A 21,750-nucleotide genomic window follows, 5' to 3' on the forward strand; every position below is an offset into this window, starting at 1 on the left:
TCGCCTCGCGCGGTCCATGCGTTCGCTCCTGTGTTCGAATGTAATCGATCATGTGTTCGACCAGAAGCCCCAAACCGAACATGTGATCGAACCGTAGCCGAACGATAGAACGGGGCACCGACAAAAACGGGCCGCCCGAGTCCCACCCGGGCATTCACCTCAGAAACATCAACCGTCACAGCGGCACCAGCAGGCAGGATGCCGACACGCCTCGAACACATGTTTGATTCTCAGCCGGCGGCCGACTACATTCGAACGCATGGCTGACACCGAGAACGGCAGCAGTTCACCCGCGACCAGTCGCGAAGGCGCACTCGACCCTGCTCTCACCGAGCGGCAGCGAACCATCCTCGAGGTCATCCGGACGTCGGTGACCACCCGTGGCTACCCCCCGAGCATCCGCGAGATCGGCGATGCGGTGGGTCTGACGTCGACGTCGTCGGTGGCCCATCAACTGCGCACACTCGAACGGAAGGGCTATCTGCGCCGAGATCCGAACCGGCCGCGCGCCGTGGACGTCCGCGGCGCCGACGACGCTCCACACGCCGTGGTGACCGACGTCGCCGGATCGGATGCGCTGCCGGAGCCCACCTTCGTGCCCGTGCTCGGGCGCATCGCCGCGGGTGGCCCCATTCTCGCCGAGGAGGCGGTCGAGGATGTCTTCCCGCTGCCGCGTGAACTCGTCGGCGAGGGTTCGCTGTTCCTGCTGAAGGTGGTCGGCGAGTCCATGGTCGACGCCGCGATCTGTGACGGCGACTGGGTCGTCGTGCGCCAGCAGAACGTCGCCGACAACGGCGACATCGTGGCCGCGATGATCGACGGCGAAGCCACGGTGAAGACCTTCAAGCGGAGCGCGGGTCAGGTCTGGCTGATGCCCCACAACCCGGCATTCGACCCGATCCCGGGCAACGACGCGGCCATTCTCGGCAAGGTCGTGACCGTCATCCGCAAGATCTGAGCGCGACCTGAGTTCGGTCAGTCGGCGCGGCTGAAGCCGTTCGCCTCGGCCAATTCCGGGCTGGCGAACCAGATCTCGGCGACCGTCTCGTCGTAGCTGGGCGATCCCGGAACGTGGTACCGGCCCGTGCGCATGCTGCCCTTGACCGGATACCCCTCCGGCGCGGTGTACGGATCGTCGAGCGGCAGGTGGATCGCCGGCGGTGCAACCGCCTCCACGTGCTCCTCCTCGACCTCGGCCGAGACGACGACGATGTCCTCGTCGTCGTGATCGTCGTAGTGATCGTCGTAGTGATCCTGGCCCCGACCCCGGTCCCCGTAGTCCGGTTCGTCGTAGTCCCGGTCCTGGGGACTCTCGTACGGCCGGTCCTGGCGACCGGAGTCCTCGTAAGCCGGCTCCTGGTACCCGGCGTCGACATCCCGCCGATAGTCCTGCTCGAACTGCGACACGTACCGGCTGGGCGGTGCCTCGAAACTGCGTGCGGGCGGCGGCGCCGCGCCATAGACCGGCGCGAACAGCGAACCGGGGCCGGGCAGGTAGTCGTCGTCGTCCGGCTGCGAGGACCAGGTCTGGGCACCCGTGTCATGCGCGGCGTGGCGTCCCGCCTGTTCGTCGCCGACGTTGAGGACCCGGGTGGGAGCGGTGTCAGCGTCGAGATCGTCCTCGTCCTCGACGTCATCTGCCGCCTCATGGGCTCCGCGATGGGTGAACAGGCCGTGGTCGTCGGACTGCGGCGCGAGGCCGGGCAGAGACGCAGTCTCCTCGCCCCATGAGGGACGCGATGTGTCCACAGAGGCCTCGTGCTCGTCCTCGTGTTCGGCGTAGTCCGTCCGGCGCGACCAGCCGGTCTCGCCGTACGTGCTCTCGTAGGTGGGCTCATAGCCCGACTCGTATCCGGCGTCGGGACCCTCGTCCTCGTCGTCGTCATAGTCGGCGTGCTGTGTGGACCGGCGCCTGCGCATCGCGACCCAGGCGTACACCGACCCCAGCAGCAGCAGGGCGACCGGGATGATCCACCACAGCCACCAGTTCTGCCACGTCAGGCCGCTGTCCTTGTCGCCTTCGGGGGCCACCGGTGGAGCACTCGGCAGGGGCGCGTTGGGAACCTCGAGCCCCGTCAGAGACTGTGCGAGGTTCTCCGGGTCGGAGGTGAAGGTGTTGTCTGCGCTGTTCCAGGAGAGCTCGCCACCGCTGAACTTCTGCGTGACGATGCCGCCCTCGGTGTTCTGATCGCCGACCGGCACGCCGAGCGCACCCGTCGCGCCGCCCAGCTTGTCCCACGCGGCCTTCATGGCCCCACGCACGATGACCGCACCGTGATCACGCGTCCAGAAGATCGTCGGACTGTCCGGTGCGGAGAACACCTGGATCCGGCTGTCCGGAACCCCGCCGTCGGCCTCGGCGCCGACCGGGAAACCGAAGTCACCCGTGGGCCCGCCCGCCGACTCGTACTTGGCCAGGATGTCGCCCGACACGGCGTGCGCACCCGTCTCGGGGCTGAAGAACACCTTGCCGCCGGCGAAGTCCTGTCCCGCCCCGGAGTCGCCGATGGCGTACTGCTCCCCGGCCTTGACACCGAGCGGGCCCGAGGGTCCACCGGCGGCACGCCAGGCGGTCGCGATCGCCGACGTTGCGTCGGACGGAATCTCCAGGCCGACAAGCTGTCCCGCCAGGTCCGCGGGTTCGGTGGTGAACGTCTTCGTGCTCGTGTCGAACGACAGCTGTCCACCGGTGAACCGCTGCGAGATCACGTTGCCGCTGTACGTCTCGTCGGCAACCGGGACGCCGAGGACCCCGGCCGAACCGCCGAGCTTGTCCCAGGCGGCGTTGATCGCACCGCGAACCACCCAGGCGCCGGTCTCCGGCGTCCAGAAGATGACGGGGTTGTCGGCGGCGCTGAAGGTGCTGTTGCGGCTCTCCGGGCTGATTCGGCCCGGGCCCTCATCGATGTTCGGGAACCCCAGATCACTGTCCGCCGGGCCGCCGAGGGCACGGTACTTCTCCAGGATGGCGCCCTGCATGATCTTCGCGCCGGTTGCCGGCGAGAAGAAAATCGCCCCTCCGGCAAAGTTCTGAGCGAAACCCTGGCCCACGGGATAGACACCGCCATCCCGCGGCCCCAGCGTCGACGCATCTCCACCGGCGGCATCGAATGCCGCATTGATCGCATCCGTGGCGTCACTTTCCGGTGACGCATGCGCGGTCGGCGCAAAGAGTGCGACCGCGGCTGCGGCGAGAACAATTCCCAACGCCGTTCGACCGATTCCCCCGAATCGTTTCCACTGCCGTGTCATCGACTCACCCCGCGCTTTCCGACCCTGCCATCTGCATCGTCAGCCTGCGAGGACCGACCCGAATTCAGGGCACAGTCGTAGACGGGCCAACCTCATCCGGCACAGAATACCCATACGTAACGCAAATAACATGCATCTGGGACCCGAAAGCGCGGATTCGATACGCGACGGTTAAAGTTTTCGGCCCTGAATGGGCCGTGGGTCAGATACCCAGACTGCGCCCGATGATCTCCTTCATGATCTCGGTGGTGCCGCCGTAGATGGTCTGCACGCGGGCATCGAGGTAGGCCCGGGCAACGTTGTACTCGCGCATGTAGCCGTAGCCACCGTGCAGCTGCAGGCAGCGGTCGATGAGCTTGACCTGAGCCTCGGTGGTGTACCACTTGGCCATCGCGGCCTGCTCGGCCGACAGGTGCGCCGACAGATGCATCCGGATGAACTCGTCGACGAGGATCCGCATGGCGGTCGTCTCGGTCGCCAGTTCGGCCAGCAGGAAACGGCTGTTCTGGAAGTTGCCGATCGGCTTTCCGAAGGCCTTGCGCTCCTTGGTGTACTGGATGGTCTCCTCGAGCACCGCCTCCATCGCAGCGACGGCCATGATGGCGATCGAGATGCGCTCCTGCGGCAGGTTCTGCATCAGGTAGACGAAACCCTGCCCCTCCTCGCCGAGGAGGTTCTCCACGGGCACCTTGACGTCGGTGAAGGACAGTTCCGCCGTGTCCTGGGCGTCCAGGCCGATCTTGTCGAGGTGGCGACCGCGCTCAAATCCCTCCATGCCGCGCTCGACGACCAGCAGCGAGAAGCCCAGCGCACCCTTGTCGGGGTCGGTCTGCGCAACGACGATCACGAGGTCGGAGTTGATGCCGTTGGTGATGAAGGTCTTGGAGCCGTTGAGGATGTAGTGATCCCCCTGCTTGACCGCACGGGTCTTGATGCCCTGCAGGTCGCTTCCCGTGCCGGGTTCGGTCATGGCGATCGCGGTGATCAGCTCGCCGGTGCAGAATCCGGGCAGCCAGCGCTGCTTCTGCTCCTCGTTGGCCAACCGCAGGAAGTAGGGCAGCACCACGTCGTTGTGCAGTGAGAACCCCAGGCCGCTGTAGCGGCCCGCAACGGTCTCCTCGACCAGCACGGTGTTGTAGCGGAAGTCGTCGTTGCCGCCACCGCCGTACTCCTCCGGCACGGCCATACCCAGGAAGCCCTGCTTGCCTGCCTCGAGCCACACACCGCGGTCGACGATCTTGTCCTTCTCCCACTGCTCGTGGTGCGGCGCGACATGCTTGTCCAGGAACGCCCGGTACGACTCGCGGAAGAGTTCGTGCTCGGGCTCGAACAGGGTGCGCTGGTACTTCACGGCGTTGCTCACGGGGACCTCCGGGGCGGGTTTGATCAGACTGCGAAACTTGCGCACGACGATATACCAACCGGGTGGTTGGTCGGGAATCGCCCCCGCCGACCTGCGCACCTAGACTCGGGAGCCATGAGTGCGCGCGGCGACACCGCACCGATGAGCCTGACCCACTGGGGTGCGTTCCATGCCGACGTCGCCGACGGCGACATCACCGCCGTCACCGCCCCCGACTACGACACCGACCCGTCCCCGCTGCTTCAGAACCTGGTCGGGTCGATCCGGCACCGGTCCCGCATCGCCGCCCCGGCGGTGCGGCGCGGCTGGCTCGAGCACGGCCCCGGGCCCACCGGCTCACGCGGCTCCGACGAGTTCGTCGAGCTGTCCTGGCCGGAGCTGACCGAACTGCTCGCCACCGAGCTGCGCCGGGTCGTCGACACGTACGGCAATGAGGCCGTCTACGGCGGCTCCTACGGCTGGTCCAGCGCGGGGCGGTTCCACCACGCGCAGAGCCAGGTCCACCGGTTTCTGAAACTGCTCGGCGGATACACGTTCTCGCGGCACTCCTACAGCCTCGGCGCCACCGGCGTGATCATGCCGCGCGTGGTGGGTACGCACGACAACCTGTTCACCCGCTCGACGAGCTGGGACGTGATCGCCGAGCACACCGATCTGCTGGTCTGCTTCGGCGGCGTGCCCTTGAAGAACACCGCGATCAACGACGGCGGCACCACGGCGCATCCGGTCCGCGAGGCGTTGACGCGGTTCCGCGCCCGCGGCGGGCACATCGTGTCGGTCTCTCCGCTGCGCGACGACGTCGACGGTCCGTGCGACTGGCTGGCGGCCGTCCCGGGCACCGATGTGGCCATCATGCTCGGACTGGCCCACACCCTGGTCTGCGAGGGCCTGCACGACAAGGAGTTCCTGCGCGAGTTCTGCACGGGCTACGAGGTGTTCGAGGCCCACCTGCTCGGCCACGACGACGGCGTGCCCAAGTCGGCGGAATGGGCCGCACGGATCAGTCAGGTGTCCGCCGACACGCTGCGCGCCCTGGCCCGACGGATGGCGGCGGGGCGCACCATCGTCACCGTCAGCTGGTCACTGCAGCGCACCCGCTACGGCGAGCAGGCCCCGTGGATGGGCCTGACACTGGCGGCGATGCTCGGTCAGATCGGGCTTCCCGGAGGCGGTTTCGGCCACGGCTACGGATCGATGAACGAGCCCGGCCTGCCACCGGTGCGCTGCCGCCTGCCGCGCCTGCCGCAGGGCCCCAATCCGGTGCAGACGTTCATTCCGGTGGCGGCCGTCAGCGATATGCTGCTGCACCCGGGCGAGCCGTTCGACTACAACGGCCAGCGCCTGCGCTATCCCGACATCCGGTGCGTGTACTGGGCCGGCGGCAACCCGTTTCACCACCACCAGAACATCCCCCGACTGCGGCGCGCGCTGAGCCGGCCGGACACCGTCGTCGTCCACGACCCGTACTGGACCGCGATGGCCAAGCACGCCGACATCGTCGTCCCCTCCACAACACCGTATGAGCGTGACGACTTCTCGGGTTCTCGCAACGACCCTCGACTGGTCGCGATGCCCGCCCTGGCGCCGCCGTACGCCCAGGCGCGCAACGACCACCAGACCTTCGCCGACCTGGCGTACCGGCTGGGGTTCGGCGAGGCGTTCACCGAGGGCCGCACCGAACGGGAATGGCTCGAGCACATGTACACCACATGGGCCGCACAGCTCGACTTCACCGTGCCCACCTTCGGCGAGTTCTGGGAGCGGGGGCACCTGGAGCTGCCGGTCGAGGAGGGACTGACACTGCTGTCGGAGTTCCGGGCCGACCCGGCCGCGCATCCACTGGCCACACCCAGCGGACGCATCGAGATCCACTCCGAAGACATCGCGGGCTTCGGCTACGCCGACTGCGCGGGCCACCCGCGTTGGTATGAGCCGACCGAATGGCTCGGCGGGGCGCGGGCCACCGAGTTCCCGCTGCACCTGCTGGCCAACCAGCCGGCCTCCCGACTGCACAGCCAACTGGACGCCGGGAGCACCAGCCAGGCGTCGAAAGTGGCTGGGCGTGAACCGATCCGGATGAATCCGCGGGACGCGGCGGAACGCGGCCTCGACGCCGGGGATGTGGTGCGCGTGTTCAACGATCGCGGCGCGTGCCTGGCCGGGGTCGTCCTCGATGAGGGCGTGCGACCACGGGTGGTTCAGTTGGCCACCGGCGCGTGGTATGACCCGGTCGATCCGGCGTACCCGGATTCGCTGTGCGCGCACGGCAATCCGAATGTGCTCACCGATGACGTCGGAACCTCGGCGCTGGCCCACGGGTGCACCGGAGCGCACGTGCTGGTGCAGGTGGAGAAGTACACCGGCGCCCTGCCCCCGGTGCGGGCCCATGAGCCGCCGCGGATCACGGCCCGCGCTGGTCGTCCGGAAACCGCGGCGCCACCAGATCCACGAACGCCTCGCTGATCCGGTGGGCGTGCGCCATCGGGTGGCCACGCAGAATCGCCGCGGACAGCACGGTGTTGATGATGCCCCACAGCATCACAGCGGCGTCGTGGGCCTCCTGCTCCCCCAGTGCCGCGAAGTCATACGCCAGGGTGCGCACCGCCACCTCGGCGAACTCGTCCATCATCTGAGCGGCCGCCGGATCGGTCGTATTCTGCAGCAGAAGACAGACTTTGAAGAATCGTGGCCGCTTCTCGAAGCTCGTGACGATGGCGCGGACCTTGGCGCGCAGACGCTGGACCGCAGGCCGCGAGTCCGAGTCGTCGGCGACGAAAACCGGTTGCGCCCACTGCTGAAGCACCGCGGCGTAGACGTGCTCCTTCGATCCGAAGTACCGGTACAGGGTGCCGAGCGCGACATCGGCGCGTTCGGCGACGTCGCGCATCTGGATCTGCTCGTAGTCGTGCTCCTTGAGCGCCGCAAGGGCCGCGTTGACGATCTGCCTGCGGCGCGCGCGCTTGTACTCGGGCAGTTCGTCCGACGCCCCCGCGAGACTGACCGGACCGCCGGTCATCGTCGCGGCAGTCCCAGGATCATGGTGGCGATGATGTTCAACTGGATCTCCCGCGTGCCGCCGCCGATGATCTCGGCGGGCAACTGCAGAGTGTGCGCCACCGCGGTGTCGCCCACCCCATGGATCAACGCCCCGGGACCCGCGAATTCCAAAGCGGCGGTGCCGATCCGGCGCAGCACCGCGCCGGTGGCGACCTTGGCGATGCTGGTCGCGGGGCCCGGCGAGTGCCCCGCGAGCCGAGACAGCGTGTCGCGCAGGTTCAGTGCGGCGATCGCATTCGTGGCGGCGCGGACCTCTCCGAGGGCGCGGAGCAGGGCCTCGCGGTCAACCCCGGGGCGCTCGGCGAGGTCGCGCAGCACCGACTCCCGGTCGTTGTTGATGTACCCGCTGATCGCGGCGCGTTCGTTGGCCATGGTCGCCAGGGCCAACGACCAACCCGCGTCCGGGGCGCCGACCAGCATGTCGTCGGGCACGAACACGTCGTCGAAGAACACCTCGTTGAAATGCGCCTCGCCGGTGGCCGTGCGCAGCGGCCGCACCGTGATCCCGGGTGTGGTCATGTCGACGAGGAAGTAGCCGATCCCCTTGTGTTTACGGGCCTCCGGATCGGTCCGCGCCAGCAGTGCACCCCAGTCCGCGCGATGCGCCGACGACGTCCACACCTTCTGGCCGTCGATGCGCCAACCGCCCTGGACCCGGGTGGCCCGCGTGCTCAGCGACGCCAGATCCGATCCTGCGCCCGGCTCGCTGAACAGCTGGCACCAGGCGTGGGTTCCGCGCAGGATCGGCTCGGCGAACCGCTCGCGCTGCTCCTCGGTCCCGAAGGCCAGGATCGTCGGAAGGATCCACTCGGCGATGCCCAGTGACGAGCGGACCACCTCGGGGCGGCGCTCGAACTCCTCGGTGATGATCAACTGCTGGACAGGGGTGGCGTCCAGCCCCCAGGGAGCGGGCAGGTGCGGTGCCAGCAGGCCCGCGGCCGCCAGCACATCGCGCTGCGCACCGGTGTAGAGGTTGGCGTAGTCGGGGCTCTGCCGGCCGGGCTGGTCGTTGACCAATGTCGCTGCGTGGTCGAGGATCTCGACGATGCGCGACCGGAACTCCGTCTCGACGTCGGGCAGTTGGATGGAGAAGTCACGGGTCGGCGCCGCAGGCTCACCGAGTTGCCGGGCCCACGGGCCCAGCGGTCCACTGGCCGCGGACAGGCTGATCGCCCGGCGCCAGTAGAGGTGCATATCGTGTTCCCACGTGTAGCCGATGGCCCCGAACATGGTCAGCGCATCCAGGGCCAGGTCAGGCAGCTTGGCGTTGGCCACGATGGCAGCGCCCGAGGCCGCGATGCGTCGCTGCGCTGCGGACTGTTCGGCCGCGCGGGCCGCGTCCCAGGCCGACGCCGCGATGAGTTCACTGTCGACATAGAGCGCTGCGGCCCTGTGCTGCAGCGCCTGGAATGCGCCGATCGGCTGGCCGAACTGTTCCCGGACCAACAGATGCGCGATGACGTTGTCCGTGCACCACCGGGCGACGCCGGCCGCCTCGGCCGCGGTCAGCGCCACCGCGGCGAACCGCGCGGCCTCGACGTCGACACCGTCCGCCACCGCGGCGCTGCCGATCAGGTGCTGCTCAACCCTGAGGCAGGCGACATCGCGGGTCAGGTCGGTACCCGACTCGCTGACGACACTCAGACCGTGACCGTCGGTGCGCAGCACCGTCCACACGGTGTCGGCCTCGGTGTGTGCCGAGACGACGATCCGCTGGGCACCCGCGAGCCCGATCACGGGTCCGACCAGGCCCGTCAGCTCCCAACCGCCGTCGACGGGGGTGGCCGTCAGCTGACCGGACTCCGGCAGCACCACGACGGCCGTGGCACCCGCAGCGATCTCGGCGGCCAGCGCGCGCAGCACGGGACCGGCGCCGGGTGCCGCCGCCACCGCACCGGCGATCATGGTCGACAGAACCGGTCCGGGCAGCAGGGCGTACCCGGCGGCATCGAGGACGCAGGCGGCCTCGGTCAGACCGCCGCCCTGCCCGCCCGCCGCCTCCGGCAGGTGCACGGCGTGGAAACCCTGTGCGGTGAAGGCGTTCCACCACGACGGGACGGTGCCGGCGGCGAGTTCGTCGAACTGTGTGCGGGTCTGCGCGATCGGCGCGTGACGCGTGGCGAAGCCCGCCACGGCAGCGGCCAACTGCGCCTGCTCATCGCTCAGTGCCAGGGCCACATCGTCTCCTTCACCGGCGCGGCGCGTACTTGAGCAGCGTCACGTCGTGGTCCGGAACGTCGACGAACACGGGCGTGACGGGCATGCCGACCTCGAGTTCCTCGGGTGCGACGTCGACGAGTTCGGTGGCGAAGCGCGGTCCCTCGTCCCATTGCACGATCCCCAGCAGATGCGGCACCGCGTCGGCGAACTGTGGCGCCACAGGGCGTTGTGCGACGGCGAAGCTGACCAGGGTGCCCGCACCGGAGATCTGGCGCCATTCCAGGTCGTCGGCCAGTGTGCCGGGCGCCAGGACGCGGGGGTAGAACACGTAGCGCCCCAACGACGGCGAGTACTGGATCCACACCTCACCGCGGCGCAGCCCGTCCCAGTAGGGCGCAGAGACCGGGGTCGGCAGCGGCATCGGACGTTCGAGTGCGGTCATGGTCAGTCCCCCACCAGGATCAGAGCTTCCTGCTCACTGAGCACGCCGCCGTTGCCGGAGACGAAGGCCCGGTTGCAGTCGGCGATCTGAGTGTCGGCGGCGCGACCCATGAGTTGGCGGGTGGCGTCGCAGACGTGGTGCATTCCGCCGGCGTTGCCGGGTTGGCCGTAGCCGAGCTGGCCGCCGGCTGTGTTCATCGGGAAGTCACCGCGGAAGGTGAGGTCGTGGTCGGTCACGAACTGCATGCCCTTGCCCTTCTCGCAGAAGCCGGCGTCCTCGAGCGTCAGCAGTGCGGTGATGGTGTAGCAGTCGTAGATCGACACCATGTCCATGTCAGCCGGGGTGAGTCCGGCCATGCCGAAGGCCTTGGGGGCGATGTGCTGCATGGGTGTGTTGAGCGGTTCCTCGGCGTAGACCGGTGACTTGTAGGGCACGCGTTCGCCGAAGCCCTTGATCCAGACGGGCCGGTTGCGGCCCCTGCGGGCCAGGCGCTCACTGGTGACCAGGACCGCCGATCCGCCCATACACGGCATCACGATCTCGAGCATGTGCAGCGGTGAGGCGATGATCGGGCTGGCGAGCACGTCGTCCACCGTGACCGGCTTGTCGCGGAACACCGCGCCCGCGGTGTGGTTGGCGTTGACCCTCTGGTCGACGACGATCTTGGCCATCGCGCGTTCGTCGTATCCGTATGCGGCGGCGTACATCTGGGCAACCTGCGCATACGGCCCGTTCTGGCCGAGGTACCCGTAGGGGATCTCGAACTCCGCCTGTGGCGATCCATACCGGAAGCTCGAGGCACCGTAGTACACCGCGTCGCCCATGTTCGGCGGCCGCTGCTCATGCATGGGCGTGAGGTAGATGGCCGGGATGGCACACAGCACCGCTTCACAGATGCCCAACTCAATCGCGGCCGCGGCGCGCCACACCATCGCGGCCGCGCTCGCGCCGCCGAGGTCGACGTACTCCGCGAAATTGACCTTGATCCCGAGATACTCCACGACCGTTGAGGGCACGAAGAGTTCGGATTCGAACACTCCGGTGGTCACCAGTCCGTCGACGTCCTCGACGCTCAGTCCCGCGTCGGCCACGGCCGCCGCCGCCAGCCTGGCCCACTGCTCGATGGTGAACTCCGGCGCACCGGACGGCATGCGCTCGCACGGCAGCTCGTGAAAGCCCACGATCGCGGCCTCGCCTCTCAGACCCATGCCCCCAGCGTAGAGGAATTGAAATCTCATTCCTGTTTTGGGGTGCGACACACGGTTTGGCGGAATTGACAGTGATCTTCATGCGTCGGTGCAAAGATTCCCTGGCGCCCGACGAGCGTCGGCCGGCAAGGACAGGATTATGCGGACACAGATGCGTTCAACAGTCGGTTCGATCACGGTGGTGGTGATCGCGTTCGTCAGTGCGATGGTGCTTGCGCTGACCGGAACGATGCAGGCCGCGATCACCCTGGCGGCCAACACGGCCCTTGTCGTCCCGGGTACGGGCACGTCGAATCCCGACGCCTCCACCAACTACCTCAAGAACGCCGTCAACAACTACGTGAACCCCTCCTGGAGCGCGATCGATCCCTGCACCTCCGACGTGGACTGCGCCGTCGGAGTGCCCTACACCGCCCAGTTCTGGCCGTTCCCCTTCGCCGGATGGGGTGGCCTGGAGGGCGCGAAGTGGAACGACTCGGTGCAGAACGGCGTGGTGTCGCTGTCGTCCCTCTACGGCGAGGCACAGGCCGCCGCCGGTCCCGGCGACGAGGTCGTCATCTTCGGCTACTCGCAGGGTGCGACGGTGGCCAGCATCGTCAAGCGGCAGTTGGCCAACCCACCCGAAGGGATGCCGGGCCTTCCCGACAATGTGCGGTTCGTCCTGATCGGCAACCCGAACCGGCCCAACGGCGGTCTGTTCGAACGCCTCGCGATGTTCGGCACCGTGCCGATCCTGGACGCGACGTTCGGCCAACCGACGCCGACCAACACCTCGCCGACGGTGAACACCACCGACATCGCATTCCAGTACGACGGCGTGGCGGACTTCCCGGCGGTGCCGTGGAATCTGCTGGCGGTTCTCAACGCCGCGCTCGGCTTCGAGTACGTGCACGGCACCTATCTGGACCCGCGCGGGCGCCCCGAACCCGAGGGCGAGCTCCCCTACGGTTACGACGCGGCCGACATCGAGGGGGCCATCGCGGCCTGCCAGGCCGACCCCTCCGGTGCGAACTGCCAGCGGCACGGCGACACCGTCTACGTCACGCTGGCCGCGACCTCGCTGCCGTTGTTCCAGCCCTTCATCGACCTGGGTTCCTCGACGGGCACCAGCTGGCTCATCAACCCCGTCGTCGCGCTGCTGCAGCCGTTGACCCAGACGCTGATCGAAACCGCCTACATCCGTGACGACTACGGCCGGCCCACACCGTTCACCCTGATCCCGCGGGTGAACCTGGTGAAGCTGGTCGTCGACCTGATCAACGACATTCCGGAGGGCATCAACGCGGCGATCGCGACGATCAACGACCCGAACCACAAGATCCCGGACCTGCCGCGGATGTGGGGCGATGAGAGCGACCCGGCGGACACGCTGACCGTCACGGCCCGCGCTCAGAACGACGGCACGGGCACCACCGAGATCCCGGACCCGCAGACGACGGTGGTCGGAGATCCACAGGACGACACCACCACGGCGGCAAAGTCCATCGTGGCGCTGCCGACGCTGCCCGCCCTGAAGCTGCCGAAGCTGGTGTCGGTGAAGAAGTCTGAGGACGACTCCGTGACACCCGGCGCGGACGCTGACGCTGACACTCCGCAGTCCGACGTCCAGCCCGTGCGCGATCTGGCCAAGGTGGCCCGCAGGGTGCTGGGACCGCCGCCCAAGGCCGTCGAGACGGCCATCAAGAAGGCCGCGGACCGGGCTGCGGCTAGGACAGAGCGGGCCCAGTCACGGTTCGGCGCGAAGAAGGCTGCGGCCTCCGAGACGGCGGACAAGCCGGCCGCGGACAAGCCCGCGGCGTAGAAGTCCGACTAGACGGTCGCGAACTCGCGCAGGCTCGCGGCCAGAGCGGCGGGCACCTGCGCCTTGATCCGGGTCCCGCCCTCGGTGTGCTCGGTGGCGTCCACCCGGCCGATGTCGTGCACGCGGGCCACGAGTTCGCCGCGGTCGTAGGGAATGGTCACATCCACCGAGACGTCGGTGGGCTCGACCATCTCACCCATCCGCTGCCGCAGCCGTTCCAGGCCGTCACCGGTGTGCGCCGAGACGAACACAGCCCCGGGCAGCGCGCGTCGCAGCTTGGCCAGCGCGAGATCATCGGCGGCGTCGATCTTGTTGACCACCAACAGCTCTGGCGGCGGTGCCGCGTCATGCGAGGCCAGCACCTCGTTGACCACCTCCCGCACGGCCTTGATCTGTCCGAGCGGATCGACGTCGGAGCCGTCGACGACGTGCACCAGCAGGTCGGCGTCGAGCACCTCCTCCAGCGTCGACTGGAAGGCCTCGACAAGCTGAGTCGGCAGATGCCGGACGAACCCGACGGTGTCGGTCAGCACAAACGGCCGCCCGTCGTCGAAACTGCCTCGGCGCGTGGTGGGTTCGAGCGTCGCGAACAGTGCGTTCTCGACCAGCACGCCGGCACCGGTCAGGGCGTTGAGCAGACTGGACTTGCCGGCGTTGGTGTAGCCGACGATGGCCACCGACGGCACATCGTTGCGCCGGCGGCTGCCGCGCTGGGTGTCGCGGATCTTCTTCATGTCCTTGATCTCGCGCCGCAGCTTCGACATCCGCTCCCGGATGCGGCGGCGGTCGGTCTCGATCTTGGTCTCACCCGGTCCGCGCGTACCGACGCCGCCGCCCGCGCCACCGGCCCGGCCACCGGCCTGCCGGGACATCGACTCACCCCAACCGCGCAGTCGCGGCAGCATGTACTCCATTTGGGCCAGCGACACCTGCGCCTTGCCCTCGCGGCTGGTGGCGTGCTGGGCGAAGATGTCGAGGATCAGCGCGGTGCGGTCGATCACCTTGACCTTGACGGCCTTCTCGAGCGCCGTCAGCTGCGCGGGCGAGAGCTCACCGTCGCAGATCACGGTGTCGGCGCCGGTGGCGACCACGACCTCACGCAGCTCGACGGCCTTGCCGGAGCCGATGTAGGTCGACGGGTCGGGCTTGTCGCGGCGTTGGATGAGGCCCTCGAGCACCTCCGAGCCGGCGGTCTTGGCCAGTGCCGCCAGTTCGGCCAGGCTGGCCTCGGCGTCGGCGGCGCTGCCCTCAGTCCAGACCCCGACCAGGACCACGCGCTCAAGTCGCAGCTGCCGGTACTCGACTTCGGAGATGTCCTCGAGTTCGGTGGACAGTCCGGCGACGCGGCGCAGGGCCGACCGGTCGTCGAGGGCCAGCTCACCTGCGGTGGGCTCATAGGGAAAGCGCGGATGTTCAGTCATAGGCAGGACCCGATGGTGTCATGCCCGGATGCCCGACGGCCAACGAATATCAAGCGGGCGCACTCCACCAGTCGTCGGAGATCTCACCGCGGGCCAGCAGCACCGAGGGCCCACGAAGCCAGCTGGTCGCGTCGGTGACGGTGACCGTGACCTCACCGCCGGGAATTCGCACGACCACGGTGCCGGTGGCCGCATCCGCGTGGCGCAGCGCCGCGACCGCCGCGGCCACCGTGCCGGTTCCGCAGGACCGGGTCTCCCCGACTCCACGCTCGTGCACGCGCATGGACACCGCACCGTCGACCGGTGCCGTCAGCACCTCGACGTTCACGCCGTTCGGGAACAGCGCGGCGTCGAACTGCACGGGTGCGGCGACGTCGAGTGCCATCAGGTCGGCAAGGCTCAGCTGCGGGTCGACGCAGGCCAGATGCGGATTGCCGACGTCGACGGCCACGCCGGTGAACTCACGTCCGCCCACCGTGGCGGTGCCCGCGCCAAACTGATTGGCCTTGCCCATGTCGACCGTGACCTCCGCGGTGACGGGATCGAAGCCGTGGATCACCACCGGCCGCGCACCCGCGCGGGTGCCGACGACGAACTCCCGGTCGCTGACCAGGCCGGACGCCACGAGATAGTGCGCGAAGACACGCACGCCATTGCCGCACATCTCCGCGATCGACCCGTCGGCGTTGCGGTAGTCCATGAACCAGTCATCGGCGCCGACACCGTCGGGCAGGGTCGCGAGCACGCCTGCGTCGCGCGCCACACCCGCCGTCGTCACGCGCAGTACACCGTCGGCGCCCAGGCCGCGGCGCCGGTCGCACAGCGCGAAGACGCGCGCGGGGGTCAGATCCAGTTCGGCAGCAGGATCCGGCAGCACGACGAAGTCGTTCTGCGTGCCGTGTCCCTTGGCGAACTTCACCCGCTCAGGATACGTGCCGCCACGCGGCCAAGGCCGAATCGCACAGGTCCGGGGCCGCGCCGTCGAGCCACCGCACGCGGTGGTCCCGGCGGAACCACGAACGCTGCCTGCGCACATAGCGGCGCGTGCCGATGAATGTGGGCTCCCGCGCGGCCTGACCGTCGCCGCCGGCGTCGAGATCGGAGAGCACCTGCGCATACCCCAGTGCCCGCGAGGCCGTCACGCCGTCGCGCAGTCCCTCCGAGAGCAGCGCGCGCACCTCCTCGACCAGTCCCTCATCGAACATCATGTCGGTGCGCAACCGCAGGCGCTCGTCGAGAACCTCGGTGTCCCAATCCAATCCGATGATCACGGTGTCCCAGCGGGGCGCGCCGATCGTCGGCGCGGACGCCGCGAACGGCTGCCCGGTCAGCTCGACGACTTCGAGTGCCCGCACGATCCGCCGACCGTCGGTGGGACGGATCGCCTCGGCCGCGGCGGAGTCCCGCCGGGCCAGTTCGGCGTGCAGAGCGGCCGTGCCGACCTCGGCCAGGCGGGCCTCCCAGCGGGCCCGCACCTGCGGATCGGTGGCCGGGAACACCCACTCGTCGAGCAGTGACTGGATGTAGAGCATCGACCCGCCGACGATCACGGGCACCAGGCCGCGGGCCGCGATATCCTCGATGTCCGCCGACGCGGCCTCCTGATAGCGCGCGACGGTCGCCGTCTCGACGACGTCGAGCACGTCGAGCTGGTGGTGTGGGATGCCGCGGCGCTCGGCGACGGGCAGTTTCGCGGTGCCGATGTCCATGCCCCGGTACTGCTGCATGGCGTCGGCGTTGACGATCTCACCGCCCAGCGACTCGGCCAGGTCCAGGGCCAGGGCGGATTTGCCGGTGCCGGTGGGTCCGATGACGGCGATGGGCCTCATGGCCGCCAGACACCCGCGAAGTAGCCGACGCCGTACGGCGCGCCACGGTAGCGCTCCTGCGCCCGACGGGGGCGCGGGAGCAGACCCGCCAGCACCTGATACGCCACCCGGCCCACGACGCCGTCGGGCAGCGCGGCCAGCGCCTCGGCGTCGCCAGCGGCGAGCGCGTCGTCGAGTGCGGCCTGCGTGGCGACCGAGTCGGGGTCGTGGCCGCCGGGGGCCGACGGTGTCAGCGTGGTCAGACCGTCGGCGACCACGAGCACCCCGATCCGGGCGTCGGAGCGCTCGATGTCGGCGCGCAGGTCAGCGCCCAGGTTCAGCGCGGCGGCGGCGTCGCGGGTGGCGGCGACGCAGTGCACGTGCGCCGATGCCTGCGGCGCCACCTGTGCCCGCACCCATCCGCTGATCAGCGCGCACAGGGGCAGTTCGGTCAGTGGTCCGGTGCTCACGGGGCCCAGGGTGACCCGCACGTCGACGCCGTATCCGGCCAGCGTGCCGACGGCGTCCGGGCCGACGACCGCGTCGGCGGCGGCCGCACCCACGCAGACCCATTGGTCGGGCAGCGCGGCCGCGCACGCGAGGACCGCGTCCCGCGCCTCGACGAGTTCGTCGGCGGCGGCACCGGCAAGCTGCGGCACGAGCACCGGCGCCGACGGGATGATCGCTACGGCTGTGAGCACGGCGTCAACGTTATCCGGGCAGCTCGGAGTCGTGGGCGACGCTGTCCCTGGCCTCACCGCGGGCCAGGGCGACGGTGGCCACGACCATCGCGGCGATCGCCGCGACGAGGACGACCCAGCCGGCGTCGCCCGGGCGCAGAGTCTCCCCCAGCACCACCACGCCGAGCACGGAGGCCACCAGCGGTTCGGTGATCGTCATCGCGGGCAGCGACGCGGTGATCGGTCCGGCCCGGAACGACGACTGCTGGAAAGCCGTCCCGCCGACCGCCAGCGCGGCCCACACGTACAGCTCGGGAGAGAGCAGCAGGGCCTCCGGCCCCCTGCCGAGCAGGTCCACCACACCCTTGGTCAGCACCGCGAAGACGCCCCACAGGGTGCCCGAGACGATGCCGAGCAGCACCGCGCTGAGGGAGCCGCGCAACCGGTTGGCGGCCAGCACGCACACGACAATCACGGGGACGATCACCGCGGCGACCGCACCCCACGTCTCGACATCGGCGCGGGACTGCCCCGCCGTCGGGTTGCCCACGGTGACGATGATCACCACCGACGCGGCCAGCAGCGCGGCCCAGGTCCACTCCCAGCGGGTCACCCGCCTGTGCGCGGCGCGCGCACTCATGGGCAGCGCGAACAGCAGAGACGTCACCAGCAGGGCCTGCACGAGCAGCACCGATCCGAGCCCCAAAGCCGCGGCCTGCAGCACGAATCCGACCGCGGCGACCCCACTGCCGAGCCACCAGACACGGTCCCTGAGCAGTTGCAGGAACAGCCCCGCGTGGCCGACGTCGGAGTCGGGCACCTCGTTCGCGGAGCGCTGGTGGATGACGTCACCGATCGCGATGAACAGCGCCGCGCCGAGCGCCAGGAGTGCGGCGATGTCGGCTTTGACCATGTCGCGGGAGACTACCTGCTTGAATACGTGGGAGAAGAAGGCGCCGCGTCGCGCGGCAGTGCGCGGGAAATCCGCGTGGAGAGTAGGGACAGCTGGTCATGACCACACAAGATCCGACGAACGCCGATTCGGTTCCGACACCGGGTCCAACCCCCGGTCCGAAACCGGGTCCGAAACCCGGACCCCGCCCGTCCGCCGCACCCGTGACACCGCCGACCTCGGTCGCACCCGGCAGTGATCCGCACCGCTTCGGCCGAGTCGACGACGACGGCACCGTCTGGCTGATCAGCTCGTCCGGCGAGCGCATCATCGGTTCGTGGCAGGCCGGGGACGCCGAGGCGGCCTTCGCCCACTTCGGGCGGCGCTTCGACGACCTGTCCACCGAGATCGCCCTGATGGAGCGCCGCCTGGAGTCGGGCACCGGCGACGCGCGCAAGATCCGCGCCGCGGCCGCGGCGCTGGCTGAGACGCTGCCCACCGCAAGCGTGCTGGGCGATGTGGACGCGCTGGCCGCCCGGCTGTCGGCGATCACCGAGCACGCCGAATCCGCGGCTGCGGAGGCCAAGGCCAAGCGCGAGGAGCATCGCGCCGAGCAGATCGCGCGCAAGGAGGCGCTGGCCGCCGAGGCCGAGGAGTTGGCGGCCAACTCCACGCAGTGGAAGGCCGCGGGCGATCGCCTGCGGGCGATCCTCGATGAGTGGAAGACGATCACGGGGCTGGACCGCAAGACCGACGACGCGCTGTGGAAGCGGTACTCGGCGGCCCGGGAGACGTTCAATCGGCGTCGTGGCTCCCACTTCGCCGAGCTCGACCGCGAACGCGCAGGGGTCAAGCAGGCCAAGGAGAAGCTGTGTGAGCGCGCTGAGGCGCTGTCCGGGTCCACGGACTGGGGTCCCACCAGCGGCGCGTTCCGTGACCTGCTCACCGAGTGGAAGTCCGTGGGCCGTGCGGCCAAGGACGTCGACGACGCCCTGTGGCGCCGGTTCAAGGCCGCGCAGGACACATTCTTCGCGGCCCGCAACGCCGTGACGGCCGAGCGTGACGCCGAGTTCAAGGCGAACGCAGCGGCGAAGGAGGCGCTGCTGGCCGAGGCCGAGCGCATCGACACCTCCGACGCCGACGCCGCGCGCGCCGCACTGCGCGCGATCACCGACAGGTGGGACGAGATCGGGAAGGTGCCGAGGGAGCGCACGGACCTCGAACGGCGCCTGCGCGCAGTGGAGAAGAAGGTGCGTGACGCCGCCGAAGCCGACTGGACGGACCCGCAGGCCCAGGCCCGCGCCGAGCAGTTCCAGGCCCGGGTCGAGCAGTACGAGAAGCAGGCCGCCAAGGCCGAGGCCGCGGGCCGCACCCGGGAGGCCGAGGAGGCCAGGGCCAACGCCGAGCAGTGGCGGCAGTGGGCCGACGCCGCGGCCAGTGCGCTGACGAAGAAGCGTTAGCCGGACTGCTCGTCGGGCCCGAGGTCCTCGAGCAGTCCCTTGGACTGCTTCTCCGCGGCCTCGCGTCGGCGGGCGTCCTCGGCGGCCAACTGCACGGCGGTGCGGGTCCACACCACGCGGGCCCAGTGGAACGCCAGCACGATGACGGTGATCCAGGCGATCACCAGGCCGATGCCCGGGCCGGGTTGACCCGCCGCGGCGGTCTGGCGCGTCCACACCGCCAGCAGGCCGGTCGCGGCGGCCAGCCATGTGCCCGCCAGGGCCACCCAGGCCAGCACCCAGCGCCGCGTCAGCAGCGCCAGCATCGAGAATCCGACACCGAAAACCAAAGTCAGCCAGACGAATACACGCGAGGGCAGGCGGATACCGACATCCACCGCGGCCGGGCTCCCCAGCAGGACGTCGACACCCCGCGCGGCACCGGAGTGCGGCAGGATGAACGTCACCAGCAGCACGAACACCAGGATCGCGACCACAAGGGCCCGGGCCCCCGGTTCGATCTCACCGGCGACGCGCTTCTCGGCCGCCTCGATGTCGTCCTTGTAGTCGTCGAATCCGTTGGACCTGCTCATTGCTGACACCCCACAACCTGTGGCGCAGGCTCCGGCGCGCCTAGTCCCGGCAGCCCCAACCCGACCGTGCGGGGACGCTGCCCCGCCTCGTGCGCGTCTCCCGCGCGAGTCCGGCGATGCGACAACAGCGCGGCGTCGGCGATCAGGTGGTGCGGTGCGGCCCCCGTGACGGTCGTGGTCACGACGTCGCCGGGCCGAACGTGGATGTCCCCGGCGGTGAAGTGCACCAGCCGCCCGTCGCGCGCACGTCCGCTCATCCGCGACGTCGCGGTGTCCTTGCGGCCCTCGCCCGCGGCGACCAGGAGTTCGACGGTGCGCCCCACCTGCGCGGCGTTCTGCTGCAGGGAGATCTCCTCCTGCAGCGCGATCAACCGTTCGTAGCGCTCCTGCACGACGGCCTTGGGCAGCTGGTCGGGCAGGTCGGCGGCGGGCGTGCCCGGGCGCTTGGAGTACTGGAAGGTGAACGCGCTGGCGAACTGCGCCCGCCGGACGACGTCCAGGGTGGCCTGGAAGTCCTCTTCGGTCTCGCCGGGGAAGCCGACGATGATGTCGGTCGTGATCGCCGCGTGCGGCATCGCGGACCGGACCCGGTCGATGATGCCCAGGAACCGCTCGGCCCGGTAGGACCGGCGCATGGCCTTGAGCATGCGGTCCGAACCCGACTGCAGCGGCATGTGCAGCGCCGGGCAGACATTCGGGGTCTCGGCCATGGCGTCGATGACGTCGTCGGTGAACTCCGCGGGGTGCGGTGAGGTGAAGCGGACGCGTTCGAGTCCGTCGATCTGTCCGCAGGCCCGCAGCAGCGATGCGAAAGCGCCGCGGTCGCGCGGGGTCTCGGGATCGGCGAACGACACGCCATAGGCGTTCACGTTCTGCCCCAGCAGCGTGACCTCGAGCACACCCTGGGAGACCAGGGACTGCACCTCAGCGAGGATGTCACCCGGCCGGCGGTCCACCTCCCTGCCGCGCAGCGACGGCACGATGCAGAACGTGCAGGTGTTGTTGCAGCCGACCGAGATGGACACCCATGCCGCATAAGCCGATTCGCGTGCGGCCGGCAGTGCCGACGGGAACTGCTCGAGCGCCTCGACGATCTCGACCTGGGCGGCGCGGTTGTGCCTGGCCCGCTCCAGCAGGGCCGGCAGCGATCCGATGTTGTGCGTGCCGAAGACGACGTCGACCCACGGCGCGCGCTGGAGCACCGCGTCACGGTCCTTCTGCGCCAGGCATCCGCCGACCGCGATCTGCATGTTCGGGTCGCTGGCCTTGCGCGGTGCGAGGTGGCTGAGGTTGCCGTAGAGCTTGTTGTCGGCGTTCTCACGGACCGCGCAGGTGTTGAACACGACGATGTCGGCGTCGGATCCCTCGGGCGCCCGCGTGTAGCCGGCGTCCTCCAGAAGGCCCGCGAGCCGCTCGGAGTCGTGCACGTTCATCTGGCAGCCGTAGGTGCGCACCTGATACGTGCGCGCGGCGGCACCGGACGTCTCGGTTGACGCCCACAGATCCTTTGCCGGTGCCGAAGTCACCCGACCATGGTACGGACGCGCTGCGCGCCGACCCAATCCGCAGATTGTCCAGTTGCGGGCACGCTGGGGGTTTCCTGGGTAAGGTCTTGGCCCATGGCCGCCGATGCC

At 69.4% G+C, this 21,750-nt stretch carries 17 protein-coding genes; 4 read left to right on the forward strand and 13 right to left on the reverse strand.

Annotated elements, in window-relative coordinates; genetic code table 11:
• Positions 1-259 precede the first annotated feature (259 nt).
• Complete coding sequence (lexA, locus tag A5727_RS18635) at positions 260-958, forward strand: transcriptional repressor LexA (RefSeq protein WP_068252907.1); 699 nt, start codon at positions 260-262, stop codon at positions 956-958.
• Between the two features lie 17 nt (positions 959-975).
• On the opposite strand, the gene A5727_RS18640 is transcribed toward lexA, so the two are convergent.
• The gene (locus A5727_RS18640) at positions 976-3,252 is read right to left on the reverse strand and encodes a sunset domain-containing protein (RefSeq protein ID WP_068252910.1); all 2,277 of its coding nucleotides are present in this window, start codon (positions 3,250-3,252) and stop codon (positions 976-978) included.
• Positions 3,253-3,454: 202 nt separating this feature from the next.
• A complete protein-coding gene (locus A5727_RS18645) occupies positions 3,455-4,615 on the reverse strand; it encodes an acyl-CoA dehydrogenase family protein (protein WP_068253108.1) in 1,161 nt (386 codons plus the stop codon).
• Positions 4,616-4,729: 114 nt separating this feature from the next.
• Between A5727_RS18645 and A5727_RS18650 the strand changes: the two genes are divergently transcribed.
• The gene (locus A5727_RS18650) at positions 4,730-7,078 is read left to right on the forward strand and encodes a molybdopterin-dependent oxidoreductase (RefSeq protein WP_068252913.1); all 2,349 of its coding nucleotides are present in this window, start codon (positions 4,730-4,732) and stop codon (positions 7,076-7,078) included.
• Here A5727_RS18650 and A5727_RS18655 read toward each other — a convergent pair.
• From A5727_RS18655 to A5727_RS18670, 4 genes are read right to left on the reverse strand one after another with little or no spacing between them, the layout of a single operon-like run.
• On the reverse strand, positions 7,017-7,631 hold the full coding sequence (locus A5727_RS18655; protein ID WP_068252914.1) for a TetR/AcrR family transcriptional regulator: 615 nt from the start codon (positions 7,629-7,631) through the stop codon (positions 7,017-7,019). The genes A5727_RS18650 and A5727_RS18655 overlap by 62 nt on opposite strands.
• Complete coding sequence (locus A5727_RS18660) at positions 7,628-9,850, reverse strand: acyl-CoA dehydrogenase family protein (protein ID WP_068252917.1); 2,223 nt, start codon at positions 9,848-9,850, stop codon at positions 7,628-7,630. The genes A5727_RS18655 and A5727_RS18660 overlap by 4 nt, the downstream gene beginning before the upstream one ends.
• A gap of 10 nt (positions 9,851-9,860) precedes the next feature.
• Positions 9,861-10,274 (reverse strand): Zn-ribbon domain-containing OB-fold protein, encoded by a 414-nt coding sequence (locus A5727_RS18665; RefSeq protein ID WP_068252920.1) that lies wholly within the window; start codon positions 10,272-10,274, stop codon positions 9,861-9,863.
• A gap of 2 nt (positions 10,275-10,276) precedes the next feature.
• A complete protein-coding gene (locus A5727_RS18670; RefSeq protein WP_068252923.1) occupies positions 10,277-11,482 on the reverse strand; it encodes a thiolase family protein in 1,206 nt (401 codons plus the stop codon).
• Positions 11,483-11,633: 151 nt separating this feature from the next.
• On the opposite strand from A5727_RS18670, the gene A5727_RS18675 reads away from it, so the two are divergent.
• The gene (locus A5727_RS18675) at positions 11,634-13,283 is read left to right on the forward strand and encodes a PE-PPE domain-containing protein (RefSeq protein ID WP_068252927.1); all 1,650 of its coding nucleotides are present in this window, start codon (positions 11,634-11,636) and stop codon (positions 13,281-13,283) included.
• Positions 13,284-13,291: 8 nt separating this feature from the next.
• Here the strand turns inward: A5727_RS18675 and hflX are convergent, their stop codons facing one another.
• Genes hflX through A5727_RS18700 form a run of 5 tightly spaced genes read right to left on the reverse strand, consistent with a single transcriptional unit; the run spans position 13,292 to position 18,105 of the window.
• Complete coding sequence (gene hflX, locus A5727_RS18680) at positions 13,292-14,704, reverse strand: GTPase HflX (RefSeq protein WP_068252930.1); 1,413 nt, start codon at positions 14,702-14,704, stop codon at positions 13,292-13,294.
• 49 nt (positions 14,705-14,753) lie between these two features.
• A complete protein-coding gene (dapF, locus tag A5727_RS18685; RefSeq protein ID WP_068252933.1) occupies positions 14,754-15,623 on the reverse strand; it encodes a diaminopimelate epimerase in 870 nt (289 codons plus the stop codon).
• Between the two features lie 4 nt (positions 15,624-15,627).
• Positions 15,628-16,533: a tRNA (adenosine(37)-N6)-dimethylallyltransferase MiaA gene (miaA, locus tag A5727_RS18690; protein ID WP_068252936.1), complete on the reverse strand. Its 906-nt coding sequence runs from the start codon at positions 16,531-16,533 to the stop codon at positions 15,628-15,630.
• On the reverse strand, positions 16,530-17,213 hold the full coding sequence (locus tag A5727_RS18695; RefSeq protein WP_068252939.1) for a class III extradiol ring-cleavage dioxygenase family protein: 684 nt from the start codon (positions 17,211-17,213) through the stop codon (positions 16,530-16,532). Before A5727_RS18695 ends, miaA begins: the two co-directional genes overlap by 4 nt.
• A 10-nt stretch (positions 17,214-17,223) precedes the next feature.
• On the reverse strand, positions 17,224-18,105 hold the full coding sequence (locus tag A5727_RS18700) for a DMT family transporter (protein WP_068252942.1): 882 nt from the start codon (positions 18,103-18,105) through the stop codon (positions 17,224-17,226).
• A 98-nt stretch (positions 18,106-18,203) separates the two neighbouring features.
• Here A5727_RS18700 and A5727_RS18705 point away from each other — a divergent pair, with 98 nt between their 5' ends.
• Positions 18,204-19,544 carry a DUF349 domain-containing protein gene (locus A5727_RS18705; protein ID WP_068252945.1) on the forward strand — a complete coding sequence of 447 codons (1,341 nt, stop codon included), beginning with the start codon at positions 18,204-18,206 and terminating at the stop codon, positions 19,542-19,544.
• Here the strand turns inward: A5727_RS18705 and A5727_RS18710 are convergent.
• Both A5727_RS18710 and miaB read right to left on the reverse strand, forming a co-directional pair.
• Complete coding sequence (locus A5727_RS18710) at positions 19,541-20,116, reverse strand: Rv2732c family membrane protein (RefSeq protein ID WP_068252948.1); 576 nt, start codon at positions 20,114-20,116, stop codon at positions 19,541-19,543. The genes A5727_RS18705 and A5727_RS18710 overlap by 4 nt on opposite strands.
• On the reverse strand, positions 20,113-21,642 hold the full coding sequence (gene miaB, locus A5727_RS18715; protein WP_068252951.1) for a tRNA (N6-isopentenyl adenosine(37)-C2)-methylthiotransferase MiaB: 1,530 nt from the start codon (positions 21,640-21,642) through the stop codon (positions 20,113-20,115). The genes A5727_RS18710 and miaB overlap by 4 nt, the downstream gene beginning before the upstream one ends.
• Positions 21,643-21,750 lie beyond the last annotated feature (108 nt).

Source organism: Mycobacterium sp. ACS4331 (genome assembly GCF_001667265.1).
Lineage (GTDB): Bacteria > Actinomycetota > Actinomycetes > Mycobacteriales > Mycobacteriaceae > Mycobacterium.

Bases quoted from the DNA above. Each gene is read 5' to 3' on its own strand.
- lexA (WP_068252907.1), top strand. From the start codon at position 260: ATGGCTGACACCGAGAACGGCAGCAGTTCACCCGCGACCAGTCGCGAA.
- A5727_RS18640 (WP_068252910.1), bottom strand. From the start codon at position 3,252: ATGACACGGCAGTGGAAACGATTCGGGGGAATCGGTCGAACGGCGTTG.
- A5727_RS18650 (WP_068252913.1), top strand. From the start codon at position 4,730: ATGAGTGCGCGCGGCGACACCGCACCGATGAGCCTGACCCACTGGGGT.
- A5727_RS18655 (WP_068252914.1), bottom strand. From the start codon at position 7,631: ATGACCGGCGGTCCGGTCAGTCTCGCGGGGGCGTCGGACGAACTGCCC.
- A5727_RS18665 (WP_068252920.1), bottom strand. From the start codon at position 10,274: ATGACCGCACTCGAACGTCCGATGCCGCTGCCGACCCCGGTCTCTGCG.
- A5727_RS18670 (WP_068252923.1), bottom strand. From the start codon at position 11,482: ATGGGTCTGAGAGGCGAGGCCGCGATCGTGGGCTTTCACGAGCTGCCG.
- A5727_RS18675 (WP_068252927.1), top strand. From the start codon at position 11,634: ATGCGTTCAACAGTCGGTTCGATCACGGTGGTGGTGATCGCGTTCGTC.
- hflX (WP_068252930.1), bottom strand. From the start codon at position 14,704: ATGACTGAACATCCGCGCTTTCCCTATGAGCCCACCGCAGGTGAGCTG.
- miaA (WP_068252936.1), bottom strand. From the start codon at position 16,533: ATGAGGCCCATCGCCGTCATCGGACCCACCGGCACCGGCAAATCCGCC.
- A5727_RS18700 (WP_068252942.1), bottom strand. From the start codon at position 18,105: ATGGTCAAAGCCGACATCGCCGCACTCCTGGCGCTCGGCGCGGCGCTG.
- A5727_RS18705 (WP_068252945.1), top strand. From the start codon at position 18,204: ATGACCACACAAGATCCGACGAACGCCGATTCGGTTCCGACACCGGGT.
- A5727_RS18710 (WP_068252948.1), bottom strand. From the start codon at position 20,116: ATGAGCAGGTCCAACGGATTCGACGACTACAAGGACGACATCGAGGCG.